At 36.6% G+C, this 18,269-nt stretch carries 18 protein-coding genes; 11 read left to right on the plus strand and 7 right to left on the minus strand.

The window, feature by feature from the left end; translation table 11 throughout:
* Positions 1-2 precede the first annotated feature (2 nt).
* Positions 3-2,240: a penicillin-binding protein 1A gene (locus C8N28_RS09885; RefSeq protein WP_132224355.1), complete on the minus strand. Its 2,238-nt coding sequence runs from the start codon at positions 2,238-2,240 to the stop codon at positions 3-5.
* A 209-nt stretch (positions 2,241-2,449) separates the two neighbouring features.
* On the opposite strand from C8N28_RS09885, the gene C8N28_RS09890 reads away from it, so the two are divergent.
* The 10 genes from C8N28_RS09890 (at position 2,450) to C8N28_RS09935 (ending at position 9,947) form a co-directional block, all read left to right on the plus strand.
* Positions 2,450-2,686, plus strand: coding sequence for an AtpZ/AtpI family protein (locus C8N28_RS09890; protein WP_132224357.1), 237 nt, complete (start codon positions 2,450-2,452; stop codon positions 2,684-2,686).
* A gap of 415 nt (positions 2,687-3,101) precedes the next feature.
* A complete protein-coding gene (gene atpB, locus C8N28_RS09895) occupies positions 3,102-4,250 on the plus strand; it encodes a F0F1 ATP synthase subunit A (protein ID WP_132224359.1) in 1,149 nt (382 codons plus the stop codon).
* A gap of 44 nt (positions 4,251-4,294) precedes the next feature.
* Positions 4,295-4,501 carry an ATP synthase F0 subunit C gene (atpE, locus tag C8N28_RS09900; RefSeq protein ID WP_132224361.1) on the plus strand — a complete coding sequence of 69 codons (207 nt, stop codon included), beginning with the start codon at positions 4,295-4,297 and terminating at the stop codon, positions 4,499-4,501.
* An 81-nt stretch (positions 4,502-4,582) separates the two neighbouring features.
* Positions 4,583-5,077, plus strand: a complete 495-nt coding sequence (gene atpF, locus C8N28_RS09905; RefSeq protein WP_132224363.1) for a F0F1 ATP synthase subunit B — start codon at positions 4,583-4,585, stop codon at positions 5,075-5,077.
* Positions 5,078-5,082: 5 nt separating this feature from the next.
* On the plus strand, positions 5,083-5,619 hold the full coding sequence (gene atpH, locus C8N28_RS09910) for an ATP synthase F1 subunit delta (RefSeq protein ID WP_132224365.1): 537 nt from the start codon (positions 5,083-5,085) through the stop codon (positions 5,617-5,619).
* A gap of 60 nt (positions 5,620-5,679) precedes the next feature.
* Positions 5,680-7,254 carry a F0F1 ATP synthase subunit alpha gene (gene atpA / locus C8N28_RS09915; protein WP_132224367.1) on the plus strand — a complete coding sequence of 525 codons (1,575 nt, stop codon included), beginning with the start codon at positions 5,680-5,682 and terminating at the stop codon, positions 7,252-7,254.
* Between the two features lie 28 nt (positions 7,255-7,282).
* Positions 7,283-8,170 carry an ATP synthase F1 subunit gamma gene (atpG, locus tag C8N28_RS09920; RefSeq protein WP_132224369.1) on the plus strand — a complete coding sequence of 296 codons (888 nt, stop codon included), beginning with the start codon at positions 7,283-7,285 and terminating at the stop codon, positions 8,168-8,170.
* A 58-nt stretch (positions 8,171-8,228) separates the two neighbouring features.
* A complete protein-coding gene (locus tag C8N28_RS09925; protein ID WP_132224371.1) occupies positions 8,229-8,459 on the plus strand; it encodes a hypothetical protein in 231 nt (76 codons plus the stop codon).
* A gap of 118 nt (positions 8,460-8,577) precedes the next feature.
* Positions 8,578-9,219: a hypothetical protein gene (locus tag C8N28_RS09930; protein ID WP_132224373.1), complete on the plus strand. Its 642-nt coding sequence runs from the start codon at positions 8,578-8,580 to the stop codon at positions 9,217-9,219.
* 74 nt (positions 9,220-9,293) lie between these two features.
* Positions 9,294-9,947, plus strand: a complete 654-nt coding sequence (locus C8N28_RS09935; RefSeq protein WP_132224375.1) for a porin family protein — start codon at positions 9,294-9,296, stop codon at positions 9,945-9,947.
* On the opposite strand, the gene lnt is transcribed toward C8N28_RS09935, so the two are convergent.
* The 3 genes from lnt to rsmI are packed head-to-tail and all read right to left on the minus strand — an operon-like array spanning position 9,944 to position 12,905.
* Positions 9,944-11,557, minus strand: coding sequence for an apolipoprotein N-acyltransferase (gene lnt, locus C8N28_RS09940; RefSeq protein WP_132224377.1), 1,614 nt, complete (start codon positions 11,555-11,557; stop codon positions 9,944-9,946). The two genes, C8N28_RS09935 and lnt, sit on opposite strands and share 4 nt — an antisense overlap.
* Positions 11,558-11,559: 2 nt before the next feature.
* Positions 11,560-12,186, minus strand: a complete 627-nt coding sequence (locus C8N28_RS09945) for a PH domain-containing protein (RefSeq protein WP_132224379.1) — start codon at positions 12,184-12,186, stop codon at positions 11,560-11,562.
* The gene (rsmI, locus tag C8N28_RS09950) at positions 12,183-12,905 is read right to left on the minus strand and encodes a 16S rRNA (cytidine(1402)-2'-O)-methyltransferase (protein WP_132224382.1); all 723 of its coding nucleotides are present in this window, start codon (positions 12,903-12,905) and stop codon (positions 12,183-12,185) included. Before rsmI ends, C8N28_RS09945 begins: the two co-directional genes overlap by 4 nt.
* 60 nt (positions 12,906-12,965) lie before the next feature.
* On the opposite strand from rsmI, the gene serS reads away from it, so the two are divergent.
* Complete coding sequence (gene serS, locus C8N28_RS09955; protein ID WP_132224384.1) at positions 12,966-14,237, plus strand: serine--tRNA ligase; 1,272 nt, start codon at positions 12,966-12,968, stop codon at positions 14,235-14,237.
* Positions 14,238-14,319: 82 nt separating this feature from the next.
* On the opposite strand, the gene acnA is transcribed toward serS, so the two are convergent.
* From acnA to C8N28_RS09970, 3 genes are all read right to left on the minus strand, one after another.
* Positions 14,320-17,055: an aconitate hydratase AcnA gene (gene acnA, locus C8N28_RS09960; protein ID WP_185140137.1), complete on the minus strand. Its 2,736-nt coding sequence runs from the start codon at positions 17,053-17,055 to the stop codon at positions 14,320-14,322.
* A gap of 153 nt (positions 17,056-17,208) precedes the next feature.
* Positions 17,209-17,859, minus strand: a complete 651-nt coding sequence (locus C8N28_RS09965) for a lipoprotein signal peptidase (RefSeq protein WP_132224388.1) — start codon at positions 17,857-17,859, stop codon at positions 17,209-17,211.
* Positions 17,860-17,880: 21 nt separating this feature from the next.
* Complete coding sequence (locus C8N28_RS09970) at positions 17,881-18,267, minus strand: TraR/DksA family transcriptional regulator (protein ID WP_185140138.1); 387 nt, start codon at positions 18,265-18,267, stop codon at positions 17,881-17,883.
* Between the last annotated feature and the right edge of the window lie 2 nt (positions 18,268-18,269).

The following is an 18,269-nucleotide window of genomic DNA, read 5'->3' on the forward strand; positions in this document are numbered from 1 at the left end:
TATTAGAATCCTAAACGATCTTCGATTGTTTCCTGTTCTTGTTCTCCTTGATAATACTGGTTATAATATTGGCTGCAGTCTAACGTGACTTGTAAACCACCTTTTGGTAGCTCGAAATCTCCTTGTGTATATTTAAGTGTCTTGTCTGCATATACTTTCTGTAAATATAATCCATATACTGGTAAGGCTGCATTTGCACCTTGGCCAATAGCAGTAGAACTAAAACTAATTGCTCTGTTTTCTGCACCTGTCCATACGCCAGTTACAAGATCAGGCGTTATTCCTATAAACCATGCATCTGAATTGTTATTGGTTGTTCCTGTTTTTCCGCCCATTGGGTTTTTAAAATTGAACATCCATCGTAAGCGATTACCGCTTCCGGCATCTACAACGCTTTTTAACATATCCACCATTACATAAGCAGTTTGTTCGTTTAAAACAACTGATATTTTTGGGTTATGCTCATAAATAACAGCTCCATTTCGATCTTCTACTCTTAAAACATAAGTTGGTTCTGTCCATACACCATGATTTACAAACGCAGAATAGGCACCTACCATATCATATAAGGATGCATCAAAAGATCCTAGACTGATAGAAGGTAAGGGTTTTAGGTCCGGACTTGTTATTCCCATGTTTTTTATGAGGTTAGCAACAGGAACGGGTCCAACTTGCTGCATTATATCTACTGTTGCAAAGTTTTGTGAATTTGCAAGTGCTGCTCGTAAAGTAATAGGGCTGCCTATAGATGTACCTCTAGGCGTCCAGTCTCCGATAGATATCGGCTGATTGGGTACCTGGTAGCAAGGGGAATATCCATTGTCAATTGCTACAGCATATGTGAAAGGTTTGGCCGTAGATCCAACCTGACGAGTTCCTACTTTAACCTGATCGTATTTAAAGTGTTCGAAATCAATCCCTCCAACCCAGGCTCTGACGAATCCTGTTTTAGGTTCCATAGACATTACTGAATTACGAAGAATTAACTTGTGATAGCGAATAGAATCTAACGGAGTCATAACAGTATCAATCACTCCTCTCCAACTAAAAACGGATAGTTTGGTAGGCTCTGTAAAGTTCTTTTGGATTTCATCCTCGGATAGTCCATCTTGTTGAAGCCATCTATAGCGGCTTGATTGTTTGATGCCCTGATCAAGCAGGATTTGATAATTCTTAAATGGATCTCTGTTTTTATTTTCTCTATTGAACTGATCTTGTAGCTTCTGAAGCCATTCACGTTGAGCTTCTTCTGCATATCTCTGCATTCTAGAGTCGATGGTTGTATATATTTTAAGTCCGTCTCTATCTAGGTCATAGGCTGTGCCATCTGCTTTTGTTCGTGAGTTGTCTGCAAATATCTTTTTTAATTCTTCTTTTAGAGTTGCACGGAAATAAGGGGCTAGACCTTCTCCGTAACTAACAGGGTTAAAGGATAAGACTAGAGGTTTTTGCTTTATCGCTTCTGCTTGTTCTCTGTTTAGGAAACCCGCTCTTCGCATGTTTTCAAGAACTGTGTTCCTTCTGTTAAATGCGTTTTTCGGATTGCTTATTGGAGAATAAAGCCAGGTACCTTTTAACATACCTACTAAAACGGCTGCTTGTTCTGCGGTAAGTTCCGCCGGAGTAGTACCGAAATAAGTCTTTGCAGCCGATTTTATGCCATAAGTGTTATAAGCACCAAAATCAACCGTGTTAAAGTACATGGTAATGATTTCCTCTTTTGTGTAGTTCCTTTCCAGTCGAACAGCTGTAATCCATTCTTGGAATTTCTGGATAATTCTTTTTGCTGTATTTCGTGATCTTCCTTCTGAGAAAAGATTTAAAGCTAACTGTTGAGTAATTGTACTTGCACCTTGTTTTTTCCCTACCAAATTGTATAGAATAATGGAAAAGGTTCTTTTGAAGTCAATACCCGAATGAGAATAGAACCGGATATCTTCTGTTGAGATAAGAGCATTAATTAAATCCGGTGATAGTTCTTCATAAGTAACATTGGATCTGTTTTGCGAAAAATAAGTTCCCAGTACCTTTCCATCTGCTGAAATTACTTCACTAGCTAAGTTGTTCTTCGGGTTTTCAAGGTCTTCGAAAGAAGGTAAAGGGCCGAATAGCCCTAACCTAACAGAAAGTATAAATAGAAAACCGAATACTAGAAGTCCAACTAGAATTTTCCAGAAATTACGGGTATATCTATTAATGTCTTCGGTCGTTAATTGATTTTTTTTTGTTTGTCGCTGCATTTAAATATTAGCGTTTTATTTCGTTCTTAATCTTATAGCGATTTTCGTGCCTAATTTAATCGCCTGATTCTCGTGACAAAGATACGGTCTTTTATTTTTCTTTGAAACTTATCTGGAAATAGCACTTTCATAAATTATAGTTCCCAATTAACCTCTATATTTGCCTTGTTAGTAAAAAAGGGAAGGAATTAGACTAAGGGGGAGTATATATGGCATTTTTTAAAAGAAGCTCAAACCAGAAAGAAGATGAGAATAACTTAAGCAAATATGCTTATTATTCAGGCTTAGGGTTTCAAATGATTGCTATTATTGGAGTTTTCACATTTATTGGATACAAGATAGATCAGAATATGGATAATCAAAAGCCTGTCTTTACGGCTATATTGAGTTTGCTGGGAGTTTGTGTAAGCTTATATTCGGTTATAAAGTCTGTTAAAAAGCAATAATTTTAAAACCATAGATGAGCATTTTAAAATTCCTTCTTCTATTCTCAGCTTTTGCAGGCTTGATAGTTATTCTTCCTTACGGCGTTGAATATTTCTTTTCTATTTCTTTCCTAAGTAAACAGTTTCTGTTCATTGCCTTTTTTCTTTTTTTTCTTACTATTATCGTTTATATTATTTCGTATTTAGGTATAAAAAAAGGGGGGCAAAATTCTGTTTTAAGTGTGTTAGGAGGGTTAACAGTAAAGATGATATTTAGCTTAGCGATGATATTGCTGTTATTTCTTAAAACTACTGAAAATCAAAAGGTTTTAGCTGGAAACTTTTTTTATATATATTTCTTATTTACTCTCTTTGAAGTTATCTGTTTGTTGCGTAACTTGCGCGACCAAAATAAAATGTAAAAAACACGGAATAGATGGAATTCAGCCATATTTTTAATTCAAGGGGTGCTAATATTATTGCGTTTTTCGCGCTTCTTTTCACTTTTTCTACTTCTAGTGCACAAAATGACATAGCATCGACAAGCTCTGTTGAAAGTGAATCTCTTCAAGAATTAGAGAAAGAAAATGGGCTTGATATCAATAATTTTATTCTGCATCATATTGCCGATGCTCATGAATTTCATTTCTTTGGCGAGGGTGAAAATTGGAAAGGTATTTATTTCCCAATTATTTTATTGACAGACCAAGGGTTAGTGACATTCTCTGCTAAGAATTTTCAATTAGATCATGATGGAGTAGTAGTAGTTGAAAAGAATGGTCAACGTTTTGTTAGATACCATAATAAGATCTATTATGCCTCGGAAGAAGCTGAACATGGTTCTTTCTTAAGCATGACTACTAATGAAAAAGGTGAACATGTGGTTTCAAATGCAAAGCCCTGGGATTTTTCAATCACTAAAAATGTGTTTACCATTCTACTCTCAATTGCTGCTTTATGTTTTATATTCATAAGTGTTGCAAATTCTTATAAAAAACGTGAAGGCAAAGCTCCTAAGGGTTTGCAATCTCTTATTGAGCCAATCATTATTTTTGTTCGCGACGATATTGCTAAACCTAATTTAGGTTATAAGTATGAACGTTATATGCCTTATTTATTGACTGTATTTTTCTTTATCTGGTTTAATAATATGTTTGGTTTGGTGCCATTCTTTCCAGGAGGAGCTAATGTTACAGGAAACATTGCAGTAACAATGGTATTGGCATCAATTACTTTATTAATTACTCTATTTAGTGGTAATAAAGCTTATTGGGGACATATTTTTAGACCTAATGTACCTTGGTGGTTATATCCTTTAATGATTCCTGTTGAGATAATAGGAGTTTTTACAAAGCCTATTGCTTTGATGATTCGTTTATTTGCGAATATTACCGCCGGACATATTTTAGTTCTTGCTCTTATATCGCTAATATTTGTCTTTGAGTCAGTAGCTGTTGCTCCTGCTTCAATTTTATTCGTTCTGTTTATAAGCTTAATAGAATTGCTGGTAGCATTTATTCAAGCTTTTATCTTTACGATACTTTCTGCTCTGTTCATTGGAATGGCCATTGAAGAGCATCATTAATTTTTGAACATTATTGTTAAACTAAATATATAAATTAAATTAAAATGACTGGAACATTAGCTGCAATTGGAGCCGGATTAGCCGCAATCGGCGCCGGAATTGGTATCGGTAAAATTGGTGGTTCTGCAATGGAAAGCATTGCCCGCCAGCCCGAAGCTGCTTCAAAAATTCAAACTGCAATGCTTATTGCTGCTGCCCTAATTGAGGCTGTTGCATTATTCGCAGTAGTTGTTGCCTTCTTAGGTAACTAAGAAATAAAGCACTTGTTGATGGGATTGCCATCAACAGGTCTTTTTTATATTTAGTAATAATAAAGATTTAATTTAAAGATAATGGAATTAGTTACCCCAGCGATTGGCTTAATATTTTGGCAGACTATCGGCTTTGTGATTTTGTTGTTTGTTCTAACAAAATTTGCATGGAAACCTGTAATGAAGTCAATCAGTGAACGCGAGCGTTCAATTGAAGCAGCTTTAGATTCTGCTGAAAAGGCAAAAGAAGAGATGGCTCGTTTGACAAATGAGAATGAGCACTTATTGATTCAGGCGCGTGCTGAGCGTGACACAATTTTGAAAGAAGCAAAACAGCTAAAAGATCAAATTGTGTCTAGTGCAAAAGCTGCTGCTGAAACAGAAGGCGCGAAAATGATTGAAAAGGCGCGCCAGGAAATAGAACACCAAAAAGTGTTGGCACTGGCAGAAGTTAAGAACGAAGTATCTACATTAGCATTGGATATTGCGCGCAAGGTTCTGCATAAGAACTTTCAAGAGCAGAGCAACCAGGAGCAATTGGTTAATGAGTTATTGAAAGACATTAAGTTAAATTAAGCCCTATGTCGGAATTTAGAGTAGCTTCAAGATATGCTAAGTCGCTTATTGATTTAGCTCGTGAGCAAAATGCCTTAGATGCAATATATGCTGATATGCTTCAAGTAATTGAAGTTATAAAATCGAATTCACAACTTCAGGCTGTTCTTAAAAATCCAATCATTAAATTGGATAAAAAGGAAAGTATACTTAGTAATATTTTTGGAAAAAGTGCACATCCCGTATTGATTTCATTTTTCAAATTATTAATAGAAAAAGGAAGAGCTGGAGTATTGTTTGCTACAGCAAAAGAATTCATCGTTGAGTTTAATCAGGAGAAAGGCATTGTAGAAGCCTCTGTACTCTCTGCATCACCTTTTTCTTCAGAACAGCAAGAACAGATTATTTCTTTAGTTAAAGAAGAATACGGAAGTCAGGTTATTCTTTCAAATGAAATAGATCCTGAACTAATCGGTGGTTTTATCTTAACAGTTGGAGACAGACAGATTGATGCTAGTATTGCCGGTAAATTGAATAGGTTGGAGCAGCATTTTTTAAAATAATAGTATAAACAGATAGCATTAAGCTAAAAAGAGTTTAAAAATATACATCAAAATAAAGTTATGGTAAATGTAAGACCAGATGAAGTATCTGCAATCCTCAGAGAGCAATTGTCAAACTTCAAATCAGAGGCCGAACTAGAAGAGGTTGGTACCGTATTACAAATAGGTGATGGTATCGCCCGTATTTACGGATTAACAAAAGTTCAATCGGGTGAGCTTGTTGAATTTGAGAACGGACTTAAAGGTATCGTGTTAAATTTAGAAGAGGATAATGTTGGGGTTGTGTTGTTAGGTGCTTCTGATGAAATTAAAGAGGGTGATACTATCAAACGTACAAATAGAATTGCTTCAATTGAAGTTGGTGAAGGTATGTTGGGTCGGGTCGTAAATACATTAGGCCAACCTGTTGATGGTAAAGGACCTATAACCGGTAAAACATATGAGATGCCTATTGAGCGTAAAGCTCCAGGGGTTATATTCCGCGAACCGGTAACAGAACCTTTGCAAACAGGAGTTAAAGCAATTGATGCTATGATTCCAGTAGGTAGAGGACAACGGGAATTGGTTATTGGTGATCGTCAAACTGGAAAAACCGCTGTTTGTATTGATACAATTATTAATCAAAGAGAGTTTTACGAAGCTGGTGAGCCTGTTTTTTGTATTTACGTTGCTATCGGACAGAAAAACTCTACTGTAGCTAATATCGTTCGTACATTAGAAGAAAATGGTGCTTTACCTTATACTGTTGTTGTTGTTGCTTCTGCTGCTGAACCTGCACCTATGCAGTTTTATGCACCAATGGCTGGAGCTGCAATCGGTGAGTTCTTTAGAGATTCAGGACGTCCTGCATTGATCGTTTATGATGATTTATCTAAACAAGCTGTTGCTTATCGTGAAGTTTCTTTATTACTTCGTCGTCCACCAGGTCGTGAAGCTTATCCAGGAGATGTGTTCTATCTTCACAGTCGTTTATTAGAACGTGCAGCGAAAATTACATCAGATGATGCAATTGCAAAAACGATGAATGATCTTCCTGAATCTATGAGAGAGATTGTAAAAGGAGGGGGCTCTTTAACAGCACTTCCGATTATCGAAACTCAGGCAGGAGACGTATCAGCTTATATCCCGACAAACGTGATTTCCATTACTGATGGTCAGATATTTTTAGAATCAAATTTATTTAACGCAGGTGTTCGTCCAGCTATTAACGTAGGTATTTCAGTATCTCGTGTAGGGGGTAATGCTCAAATTAAATCAATGAAAAAGGTAGCAGGAACGCTTAAGCTTGATCAAGCTCAATACCGTGAACTGGAGGCCTTCTCTAAATTTGGTTCTGATTTGGATACTGCAACCAGAGCGGTATTAGATAAAGGGATTCGTAACGTTGAAATCCTTAAACAAGCGCAATTCTCTCCTGTTTCTGTTGAGAAACAAGTAGCAATTGTATATGCAGGAGTAAAAGGGTTGTTTAGATCAGTACCGGTTAATAAAGTTAGAGAATTTGAAAAAGAATATCTTCAACAGCTTGAAATTCGTTACCCTGAAGTATTAAAGGACCTGAAAGCTGGTAAGTTTAATGATGAATTGACCAACGTTCTAGATAAGGTTGCTAAGGAATTAGCATCTAAATATTAAAAGATAAAAGCTTTTATTCAATACAAAAATGGCTAATTTAAAAGAAGTAAGAAATCGAATTACATCGGTATCATCAACTCAGCAGATCACCAATGCTATGAAAATGGTGTCGGCCGCTAAGTTGAAACGTGCTACCAATGCTATCGTGGACTTACGACCTTATGCTAGTAAGCTAAAAGATATATTATCAAATCTTTCAGCGAGTATGGAAGAAAATGCATCCCCATATTTGGAAGCACGCAGTCCGGAGAAAGTATTATTGGTAGTTATTACTTCTAATAGAGGATTAGCCGGTGCTTTTAATGCAAATGTAATTAAAGCAACTAACTTGCTTATTTCTCAAAAGTACGCTACTCAACATTCCAAAGGAAATGTTAGTATTTTAGCAATAGGTAAGCGAGGTCACGATTATTTTTTTAGACAGAATTATAGTTTGATTGGTAATCATACTGAATTGTTCTCACATCTGAACTTTGAAAATACATCCGTAATTACGGATGTGATTATGAAAGGCTTTGTGGATGGAGATTATGATCGGGTTGAGATTGTTTACAATCAATTTAAAAATGCAGCTATACAATTTATTGCTACAGAGCAATTGTTGCCAATAGAGCCTGCAGAGAAAGATAATAGTCAGGATTCTATTACAGAAATCGATTATATATTTGAGCCATCTAAGGAAAAAATAACTGAAGAATTAATTCCAAAGTCTATTAAAATACAGCTTTATAAAGCTGTATTAGACTCTCATGCCTCTGAACATGGAGCTCGTATGACAGCAATGGATAAAGCTACAGAGAATGCCGGAGATTTATTGAAGGCTCTAAAATTATCATATAATCAGGCCCGACAAGCAGCAATTACAACTGAACTTACAGAAATTGTAAGTGGTGCAGCAGCTTTATCCAATGGTTAATAATAATTAGATTTTCAATCATTCAAATATTTTGTATTTTTGCCTCAAACCAAATACTATGAACTCATCAGAATTAGAAAGAAAGCCTCATGTGCATGTGAAGACTGATAATAATGCTAATCAGACTCATTATTATATATCCCTGGTAATCGCTATTGTAGTTGGTTTGACGGGAGTATTTGTAAGATTTATTGACTATAATTCCTTCTGGCTTAATACCATTGCAGATATTTTATTAGTAATTGCAGTGATTTATGCGGTTAAAACTGTTTTACAGATAATCAAATAGAATTTTAACATAAATTGTTAAGTGTTTATCCCCATTATTTACAAAATAATGGGGATTTCTGTTTGTAGAAATCTCAAACAAAAATTAAACCTTTTTTATTCCCTTTTGTTAAATGTGCATGAGATATTTAATTGTTTTTTTCCTTTGCGCTTTTATGGCAGGAACTGTAGCTGCCCAAACCGATTCTGTTCAACATATTCCGCATTTGGAAATAAAAAAGAAAAAACGAGTTAGCATTTCAGAAGGTGATTCAAGTATAACTGTGATCATCGATACACTGATTATGCATGATCGTTCTTACCTGGAATTCTTCGGTAAGAAGAATGTTAACTTACAGATTAAAAATGCTTTTATTCCTAAGCGTGCATACATATCCGGAACAGATGGTAAGAATAATGCTTCCAACATAACCATGACTGTACGTTTTAAAGAGCTTGGAGCTTTGTATGTATACGCAGCCGGACGTGATGCTTTTAATGGTACTAAGACGTATCCAAATGGTAATGGAGGTACAGTTGTGTTTAATTACTTGAGTGATGGTATAACCCCACAACAAGTAAACAGTAAGCAAGATCATTATTTAGAGATTGGCACAAAGGGAGGGGGATTGGTTGGAAATGCCAATTCCGATATATATAGTATTTTTAGTAGAATAGGTACAGGTACTCGTCCGCTGGGGCAATTGCCAGAAGGTCAGGTATATTCAGGATCCCCAGGAAAAGATGGTAAGAGTGAAGTAAAAGAAGTTGATGGATTTTAAGAAATTAAGTCTAAAAAGGGTAAATTAGACCCGAGTATTTATTTGATTGCTGCATGCTTTAATCCATTTTTGAAATGATGAACCCTAGCCAAGCCAGAACAAAGTTTTTATTGATTTTTCTACTGTCTTTTTTTTCTATTAGTTTATTGAAAGCACAAGACTATTACGAGTCAAAATACTCTCAGAAACCTGTAAGTTTAGGTATAACATTTTCTCCAAATGTAAGTTGGTTGCGTTATGGGAATCGTGCTGATGTTAAAAGAGACCCTAAAATTGGCTATGGTTATGGTTTATTAGCAGATTTTGCTCTTTCTGAGAACTACTATTTCTCCTCTGGATTTATTATCAATAATTTGAAATCAGAAGCTGTAGTTGGAGCAGAACAAATTCCTACTACTTACGATTTGCAGTATATGGAGATCCCATTTGGGTTGAAACTAAAAAGTACCCAACGGTATTATCGTAGTTATTACGGGCAATTCGGCTTTACTGGTGGAATCAAATTAAGTGGTGATAAAACGGTTGGACAGGAAGAAAAAGAAGATTTAGGATCCAGTGCGAATGTTATTAGGTTAGGTCTTCAGGTAGGAGGAGGAATTGAGTGGCAACTGGATCATAATTTGAAAATGATGACCGGCTTGTCCTTTAATAATGGTTTTATGAAGGTGTTAGATGATGGAAAGCCTAAGAGTACTTACGTTGCTTTTAACTTCGCTATCTTCTTTTAATTGCTCTGACGTTTTCTTAATTTAATAAGAATCATACCTAAAAATAAGATACTGGCCACTGATCCTAAATAGGCCAGATAATCTCCTTTATTTGTATAAAAAGTAATCTCTTCGTTTAGGTTTATTTCTTGTTTTAAGGCCGTAGGTTCCCACCATTTTGATTGTTGAACAATATCTCCTCTTTGGTTAATAAATGCAGAAATTCCTGTGTTTGCAGAACGTACAACCCATCTTCGTGTTTCTATAGCCCTTAGCTTTGCATAATCTAAGTGTTGATCTTTTCCTGATGTATTTCCCCACCAGCCATCATTAGTGATGACTGCAATAAACTGGGCGCCTTCTTTTACGTATTTGCTTACATAATCTCCCCAGATAGATTCATAGCAGATTACTGGTGCAGCACCAATTCCACTCTGGCTATAGAAAACAGAAGGTTCTTTTTGCCTTCCATAACCACCGGTAGTGCCACCGAAAGCAGCAAATAAAGGTTTCATAAATGAAAGAGTACCAGCAAAAGGTAATTGTTCTACCCCAGGTACAAGTTTCGACTTGTGATAGAATTGCACTTTCCCTGCATTTTCAAACATAGCAGCAGCATTAAAATAGTCTACAAATTGCCCGTTTTCTAATGACCTTGCAGTAGTAGTTTTGGCTGAATCATATAGTAAATAGCTTTCTATTCCAGATAGTAGATTTCCATTTTTATATTTATTCAAAAAATCTTGTAAACGATAGTAAATATGTGAACCGTAAATATCTTCTTCATTAGTCATTTCTGGAATAGCAGTTTCTGGCCAGATAAAGAATTCAGTGTTAGGTGCTGCAATGGAATCAGATAGCCTTATTAGATTTTCAATTTGAGCTTCGACGGGCATACTTCCATATTTAGCATATGGATCTACGTTAGGTTGCACAACTACTATTTCGCTGGGATTTAAATGCTCAGTATATTGGTTGTAAATTGTTAATGATAATGCAATAGGAACTACTATTAACGCTCCCCAGCCTATAACAGGCACTAAAACTTTTGTCGGTTTGTTAAATCGGTAATTGTATATGATTTGAAACAAGAAAAGATTACTCAACCATATCCAGATTGTTCCACCATATACACCTGTATACTCATACCATTGAATGATTTGATGCATACTTGCAAAACCATTTCCAAGCGTCATCCAAGGAAACGCTAAATCCCAGCTTTGATGTAAAAACTCGTAGCTTATCCAGAAGGAAAGAAGCCCGGCGGCAGAAATGATAAAGTTGTTTCTCTTACGAAGTTGATAATATAAACGGAATGCTAAGGTCATTAATAGAGCACCTAATCCGAAAGGGATAAGAGAAATTAGCATCGCAATTATAGTCGGCAATATTGCGTTCATAGCATTAAATACCCAATAAATGCTTGCAGTATTCCATACTAAACAGGTCAGTCCGGCAGTTAAAAAAACCTTCTGTCCCTTTCTTGAATAGTTATTGCGCATAATATCTTCGAGCGCAAAAAGTAAAGGTATAAATGCAATAAGGAGAAGGGGTGCTGTAAAAGAAAATGGAGGCCAGGCCAACCAGAGAAGAAATGCGCTTAATAATGCTAACAAGTAGTTTTTTTTCACGGTTAAAGCTGACTTAATAGTTCAAGTTTCTTGCTTTCATATTCATCTTTAGTGATTAGCTGTTTATCAAAAAGGGTTTTAAGTTTTTTAAGCTTTAGAGTCAGCTCATCTTCTTCCTCCACCTTTATAAGATCTTCTTTTATAACAGGTTCTTCTTCGGGTTGCAATTTAAAACTTTGATAATCGTTTAACTCCCGATCCTCAATAACTGCAGATATTTTATCATTTACTTGCGATTGGCTTTGTTGTTTTTCCATAGCTTCCTTCGCCAATTGATACAGTTTTCTAGCCTGAACTTTTGGAATATAATCAACCGTTAAGTTTTCATTATCAGTAGGTACAATGGTAAATTTAGCACCAAAGAACTCCTCTTTGAAAGTAATTGTTTTTAGATCAGCCCAATTAAAGATTTCGAAATTCGTACTTAAGCCAAGATTGGTAGCTTCACATAAAAAAATACGCTTATTAGTAAGAACTATACAATCTGGAAGTAACGTTACAGCAGGTTTCTTTTGAACGGCGATATAGGTAACCAGTTCACCTGAGTCAAGCATATCTTGCAGTTTCCCCAAAATTCTTTCAACTGTTTTTGGGTCCTGATCTTCATTGATGTATCGATCTATGTTCATTTCTTTGATAATAATTCCCTACTAATATACTTATTTTGATTTGAATCTGCAGATGGAATATAGCCATGTACGCATATTACAAACTCTCCCTTTGTGATGTTATTTTCAAAATGATGATGTACTTCTTTTAACGTACCTCGAATAGTTTCCTCATAAATCTTCGTTATTTCTCTTGAAACTGAAGCTTGTCGATCCTCTCCAAAGAAGTCACTAAATTCCTTTAAGGTTTTAACAATGCGATGGGGTGATTCATAGAATATAAGAGTTCTTTCCTCCTGTAAAAGCGATTTTAAACGCGTCTGTCTGCCTTTTTTTACAGGCAAGAACCCTTCAAAAGCGAAACGGTCGGTTGGCAATCCTGAATTTACCAAGGCAGGTACAAAAGCAGTTGCACCTGGCAGACAATTTACCTCAATATCATTTTTAATTGCTTCTCTTACTAGCAGGTAACCAGGGTCTGATATTGCAGGTGTACCAGCATCTGATATTAATGCAATGGTTTGTCCCTCTTTTAGAAGGCGAATCAACTCATTCAGAGCCTTATGTTCATTATGTTGATGATGAGCAAATACTCGTTTATCAATTCCAAAATGTTTCAACAAAGGGCCGCTTGTACGGGTATCTTCAGCTAAGATAATGTCCGCCTCCTTTAAAATTCGAACTGCTCGATAGGTAATATCTTCTAAATTTCCGATAGGAGTAGGCACGAGGTATAGCATTTTGCAGTTTTTTAATAAGTTTATTTATTAACTATTATATTTGCCACTAAACACAAAGATATGTTGCAGATTAGTTATATCCGAGAAAACAAAGAAAAAGTTATTGAAGCACTCCAGAAACGTGGCTTCAGGGAGATTGAAAAAATAGAAGAATTAATACGTTTAGATGAAAGCAAACGTTCCATTCAATCTCAGTCGGATATTATTGCATCGCAAGCTAACACTGCCGCAAAACAAGTTGGTGAATTAATGCGTGCAGGTAAACGAGAAGAAGCAGAAGCAATTAAAACAAACTCTTCCAATTACAAAGAGCAAATTAAAGCCTTCGCTGAAGATATTGCCGAACTTGATCAAAAAATACATGATATATTGGTGATTATTCCCAATATTCCTCATGAGTCAGTTCCGGCAGGCTTAACGGCTGAAGAGAATGAAGTTGTGTTTCAATATGGAGAAGATCCTGATCTAAGCCAAGAGGCTTTACCTCATTGGGAGCTTACTTCTAAGTACGATATCATTGATTTTGAGTTAGGGACAAAAATTGCAGGAGCAGGCTTTCCTGTATATAAAGGTAAGGGCGCAAAACTTCAGCGTGCACTTATTAACTTTTTTTTAGATGAAGCTGAAAAGGCAGGTTACATAGAAGTACAGCCTCCAATTGTCATTAATGAAGCTTCAGGTTTTGGTACCGGACAGCTTCCTGATAAGGAAGGGCAGATGTATTTCATCGGGCAAGATAACTTGTTTCTGATACCAACTGCAGAAGTACCTGTAACTAATATTTACAGAGATTCCATTGTCAAAGAAGCTGATTTTCCTATTAAACATTGTGCCTATACTCCTTGTTTTAGACGTGAAGCAGGATCATATGGTGCACATGTACGTGGCTTAAATCGTCTTCATCAGTTCGATAAAGTAGAATTGGTACAGATTACTCATCCAGATCAATCTTATCAAACTTTGGAAGAGATGAGTTCTTATGTACAAACTCTTCTTAAGAAATTGGGACTTAAATACCGTGTATTGCGTTTGTGTGGTGGAGATATGGGTTTCACTTCTGCTTTAACTTATGATATGGAAGTATGGAGTGCTGCACAGAAACGATGGTTAGAAGTTTCTTCCGTTTCTAATTTTGAAACTTTCCAGAGCAATCGTTTAAAAGTACGCTTTAAGGATGAAAATGGAAAAATGCAATTAGCGCATACTTTAAATGGAAGTGCCTTGGCATTGCCTAGAATTGTGGCTGCTATTCTTGAGAATTTTCAAACAGAGAATGGAGTAAGGGTTCCCGAGGCTTTACAAGCATATACCCGGTTTGAATTTATCGATTAAGATTATTCTGAATTATAATAAAAAACAATGCCCCAAGTTTGTTTAAAGCCTTGGGCATTGCTTTTTATTGTAAGCGTCTATATTAATGACCCTTCTTTAAATGACCTCTCAATACATATTGAAGAATGCCTCCATGTTTAAAGTATTCAACATCAATTTCAGAGTCAAGTCTGGCTTTTGCATTAAATTCTACCTTTTCGCCATTTTCTTTAAGGGCACTTACCTTGATCTTTTTAAATGGAGTAAGGTTTTCTCTAATACCAGTGATAGTAAATTCTTCTTTTCCTGATAAACCAAGTGATTCAGCACTTTCACCTTCCGGAAATTCAAGAGGTAAAATACCCATACCAACAAGATTACTTCGGTGTATTCTTTCAAAGCTTTCAGCAATAACTGCTTTTATGCCTAATAAGCTAGGCCCTTTTGCAGCCCAGTCGCGAGATGAACCGCTTCCATAATCCTTGCCTGCTAAAACAATAAGAGGAGTATTGCTGCTTTTATATTTCATTGCAGTATCAAATACTGTTAACGTTTCTTCGGTTGGAAAGTAGGTAGAAAACCCTCCTTCACGATCGGTAATTTTATTCTTGATTCGAACGTTGGCGAAAGTGCCTCTCATCATTACTTCATGATTTCCCCGGCGCGAACCGTATGAATTGAAATCTTTCTTCTGTACACCTTTGCTCAATAAATATTCACCAGCAGCACTGTGTTCGTTAAATGAACCAGCCGGAGAGATATGATCAGTTGTAACAGAATCACCTAAGAAAAGTAATACACGAGCAGAGTAAATATCTTGAGGGTTTAAGGGGTCTACACTGATGTCTTGAAAGAACGGAACTTCACGTATATAGGTAGAAGCATCATCCCAGGTATATTCCTTTCCTTGTGGAGCCAGAAGCTTTTTCCATTCCTCCTCTCCATCAAATATTACATCATATACTTCCTTAAAATCTTCCTTTCGCATAGCTTCACGAATCGTTTGATTTATTTCTTCCTGCGATGGCCAGATATCCTTTAGGTAAACAGGTTCACCATTTGGATCATGAGATAAAGGATCCTCTAATAAATTAACATCTACCCGTCCTACAAGAGCGTAGGCCACTACTAACATAGGCGACATCAGGAAATTCATCTTTACCTGCGAGTGTACCCTTGCTTCAAAATTTCTGTTTCCAGATAATACAGAAGCAACCACCATTTCACTGCTATCTACAGCTTCTGCTATATGCGGTGGTAACGGACCACTATTCCCGATACAAGAAGTACATCCGTAGCCTACAGTATGAAAACGAAGGGCTTCTAAATCGGTTGATAAGCCAGAACGGTCCAGATAACGAGTAACTACCTTTGATCCGGGAGCCAAACTAGTCTTTACCCATGAGCGCGTTCTTAAGCCTCGCTCAACAGCTTTTTTAGCTACCAGGCCTGCACCAACCATCACAGTGGGGTTGGAGGTGTTTGTACAGCTTGTAATTGCAGCAATAACAATACTTCCGTCACTTAAGCGGTATTCGCCATTCTTTAGTTTTATTTTGACAGATCTTAAGCCATTCTTCGGCTCAATCTCAACCGTCGTATTTACATTACTATGCTCTTGTGGTGTGTATTGCGTTCCAGAGCCACCCTCATTCAACCAGGCATGTTCTCTTCTATTATCGAAGGGAATGTAACTTCTGGAAAAGTCTTTTTCTAAAATACTTGTAAAAGCCTTATCAAGATTTTTAACTAATATTTTATCTTGTGGTCGTTTAGGCCCGGATACTGTTGGCTCTAATGTATTTAAATCCAACTCTACAATTCGGGAGTATTCAATTTCTTCCTTACCTGTGCGCCAAAGCATATTTTCCTGACAGTAGTCCTTAACCAATTCTATTTGTTCTTTAGAACGGTTGGTACGATCCATGTAATCAAGCGTTTGATCATCGATAGGGAAGTAGGTAACTGTACAACCAAATTCAGGAGACATATTGGAGATTGTTGCTCTATCAGTAACTGTTAATTTGTTCAATCCATCACCAAATACCTCAACAAACTTGCCCACCACACCAGTATCCCTTAACAATTTTGTGATTGTTAAAACCATATCGGTTGCTGTACATCCTTGAGGAATTTCTCCTTGTAATTTCAGACCTACAACTTGCGGACAAGTAAAATAAATAGGTTGTCCCAGCATGGCAGCTTCTGCCTCTATTCCGCCCACGCCCCAGCCTAAAACACCAATTCCATTTACCATGGGAGTATGAGAATCTGTCCCAACCAGGGTGTCTGGAAATGCCCAGCCATCTCTCTCAACCACGCCTTTAGCAAGGTATTCCAGATTAACCTGATGGCAAATACCCATTCCTGGAGGTACTACTGTTAAATTTGTTAAACCTTGTTGTGCCCATTTCAATAATTGATAACGTTCAGCATTCCGTTCATACTCCAGCTCAACGTTTTTCTGATAAGCATAATCTGTCCCAAAAAAATCAACTTGAACAGAGTGGTCAATTACCAAATCAACCGGTATCGCTGGATTTATTTTTGAGCCGTCTCCCCCTTTTCTAACAACCTCCGCTCGTATCGAAGTGATATCTACTACAGCAGGAACGCCGGTAAAATCTTGCATTAGAACACGCGCCGGTTTGAAGGGGATATCCTTATCTGTACCTTCTGCTTTCCAGTTTATTAATGTATCCAGATGCTCATCCGTGATGGCGAAGCCATCATGATTACGAAGAACATTTTCTAATAGTATACGAATAGAAAATGGAAGACGATGAATATTCTTACCCTCTTCCTGAAGCTTTTTAAGGGAGGCAATTTTATAATTCATGATTATGGATTTTGTTGTACAACAATAATGCTCAATTTAAGCAAATTGTTTTTAAATAGCGACACCAAGGGTCTGGTTTTTCCATAAAAGAAAATTGCATCTAGCCTTTAGAAGGTAGATGCAATACATTAAATTTTTTATAAGTTAAAAGAGTTATTCTTCTACTATTTCACTGTCTATATGAGAGGTCTCTGCAACTTCTTCTTTGAAATATCGTTTTTGACCTATTAAGATTAAAATTACCCCAACCGAAATAGCAGTGTCTGCCAGGTTAAAAACAGGGCGGAAGAATGTAAAATCCTGACCTCCCCAAATAGGCAACCAGGTAGGAAGATTTCCACTAATAATCGGGAAATAAAACATATCAACTACTTTTCCGTGTAAGAAGCTTGAATAGCCTCCTCCAGGAGGGAAAAGATGAGCTCTTTCATACCAAGTACTTTCACTAAATATTACACCATAAAAGGCTGAATCAATAATATTGCCCATTGCGCCGGCAAATATCAGTGCCACGTTTAGAATTAAACCACGATGAAACTTATTACGGATCATGTAAAATAATCCGTAAGCAATTCCCAGGATTGCTATAATCCTGAATAATGAAAGAATAAGTTTACCTGTTTCCCCACCTAGTTCCAAACCAAAGGCCATTCCATTGTTCTCCGTGAAATGGATTATTGCACGATCTTTAATCAGATGGAACTCCTGTCCCAGCGTCATGTTTAACTTAATCCAGAATTTAAGGACTTGGTCCAGAAATAAAGTAACGAAAATAAGTATTAGAGGTTTGGTAAAGCCTTTCATTGTGTATTTAGGAACGTTCTCTTAATTACGTTGATTTAACTTCGCTTCCATACTTAACGTTGCATGCGGAACCGCACGTAAACGTTCTTTTTGAATTAGCTTTCCAGTAACTCTGCATATTCCGTATGTTTTATTTTCAATACGAACCAAAGCAGCTTCCAGCCCTTCAATAAATTTCTTCTGACGTGCAGCCAGTTGGTTAATCTGTTCTTTTTCCAGCGTTGCTGATCCGTCTTCCAAAGTCTTAAATGTTCCTGCTGTATCGTCAGTTCCGTTACTATTTGGACTGCTAAGTGATTGAGTTAATGACGATAATTCCTCTTTTGCAACACGAATCTTCTCCATAATAAGATCTTTAAATTCTTGCAATTCGCTGTCACTATACCGTGTCTTTTCTTTGTTTGCCATAA

The sequence above is a fragment of the Albibacterium bauzanense genome, assembly GCF_004339765.1.
Taxonomy (GTDB): domain Bacteria; phylum Bacteroidota; class Bacteroidia; order Sphingobacteriales; family Sphingobacteriaceae; genus Albibacterium; species Albibacterium bauzanense.

Coding starts and splice junctions, on each gene's coding strand:
- C8N28_RS09885 (WP_132224355.1), bottom strand. CDS start 2,240: ATGCAGCGACAAACAAAAAAAAATCAATTAACGACCGAAGACATTAAT.
- C8N28_RS09890 (WP_132224357.1), top strand. CDS start 2,450: ATGGCATTTTTTAAAAGAAGCTCAAACCAGAAAGAAGATGAGAATAAC.
- atpB (WP_132224359.1), top strand. CDS start 3,102: ATGGAATTCAGCCATATTTTTAATTCAAGGGGTGCTAATATTATTGCG.
- atpE (WP_132224361.1), top strand. CDS start 4,295: ATGACTGGAACATTAGCTGCAATTGGAGCCGGATTAGCCGCAATCGGC.
- atpF (WP_132224363.1), top strand. CDS start 4,583: ATGGAATTAGTTACCCCAGCGATTGGCTTAATATTTTGGCAGACTATC.
- atpH (WP_132224365.1), top strand. CDS start 5,083: ATGTCGGAATTTAGAGTAGCTTCAAGATATGCTAAGTCGCTTATTGAT.
- atpA (WP_132224367.1), top strand. CDS start 5,680: ATGGTAAATGTAAGACCAGATGAAGTATCTGCAATCCTCAGAGAGCAA.
- atpG (WP_132224369.1), top strand. CDS start 7,283: ATGGCTAATTTAAAAGAAGTAAGAAATCGAATTACATCGGTATCATCA.
- C8N28_RS09925 (WP_132224371.1), top strand. CDS start 8,229: ATGAACTCATCAGAATTAGAAAGAAAGCCTCATGTGCATGTGAAGACT.
- C8N28_RS09930 (WP_132224373.1), top strand. CDS start 8,578: ATGAGATATTTAATTGTTTTTTTCCTTTGCGCTTTTATGGCAGGAACT.
- C8N28_RS09935 (WP_132224375.1), top strand. CDS start 9,294: ATGATGAACCCTAGCCAAGCCAGAACAAAGTTTTTATTGATTTTTCTA.
- C8N28_RS09945 (WP_132224379.1), bottom strand. CDS start 12,186: ATGAACATAGATCGATACATCAATGAAGATCAGGACCCAAAAACAGTT.
- rsmI (WP_132224382.1), bottom strand. CDS start 12,905: ATGCTATACCTCGTGCCTACTCCTATCGGAAATTTAGAAGATATTACC.
- serS (WP_132224384.1), top strand. CDS start 12,966: ATGTTGCAGATTAGTTATATCCGAGAAAACAAAGAAAAAGTTATTGAA.
- acnA (WP_185140137.1), bottom strand. CDS start 17,055: ATGAATTATAAAATTGCCTCCCTTAAAAAGCTTCAGGAAGAGGGTAAG.
- C8N28_RS09965 (WP_132224388.1), bottom strand. CDS start 17,859: ATGAAAGGCTTTACCAAACCTCTAATACTTATTTTCGTTACTTTATTT.
- C8N28_RS09970 (WP_185140138.1), bottom strand. CDS start 18,267: ATGGCAAACAAAGAAAAGACACGGTATAGTGACAGCGAATTGCAAGAA.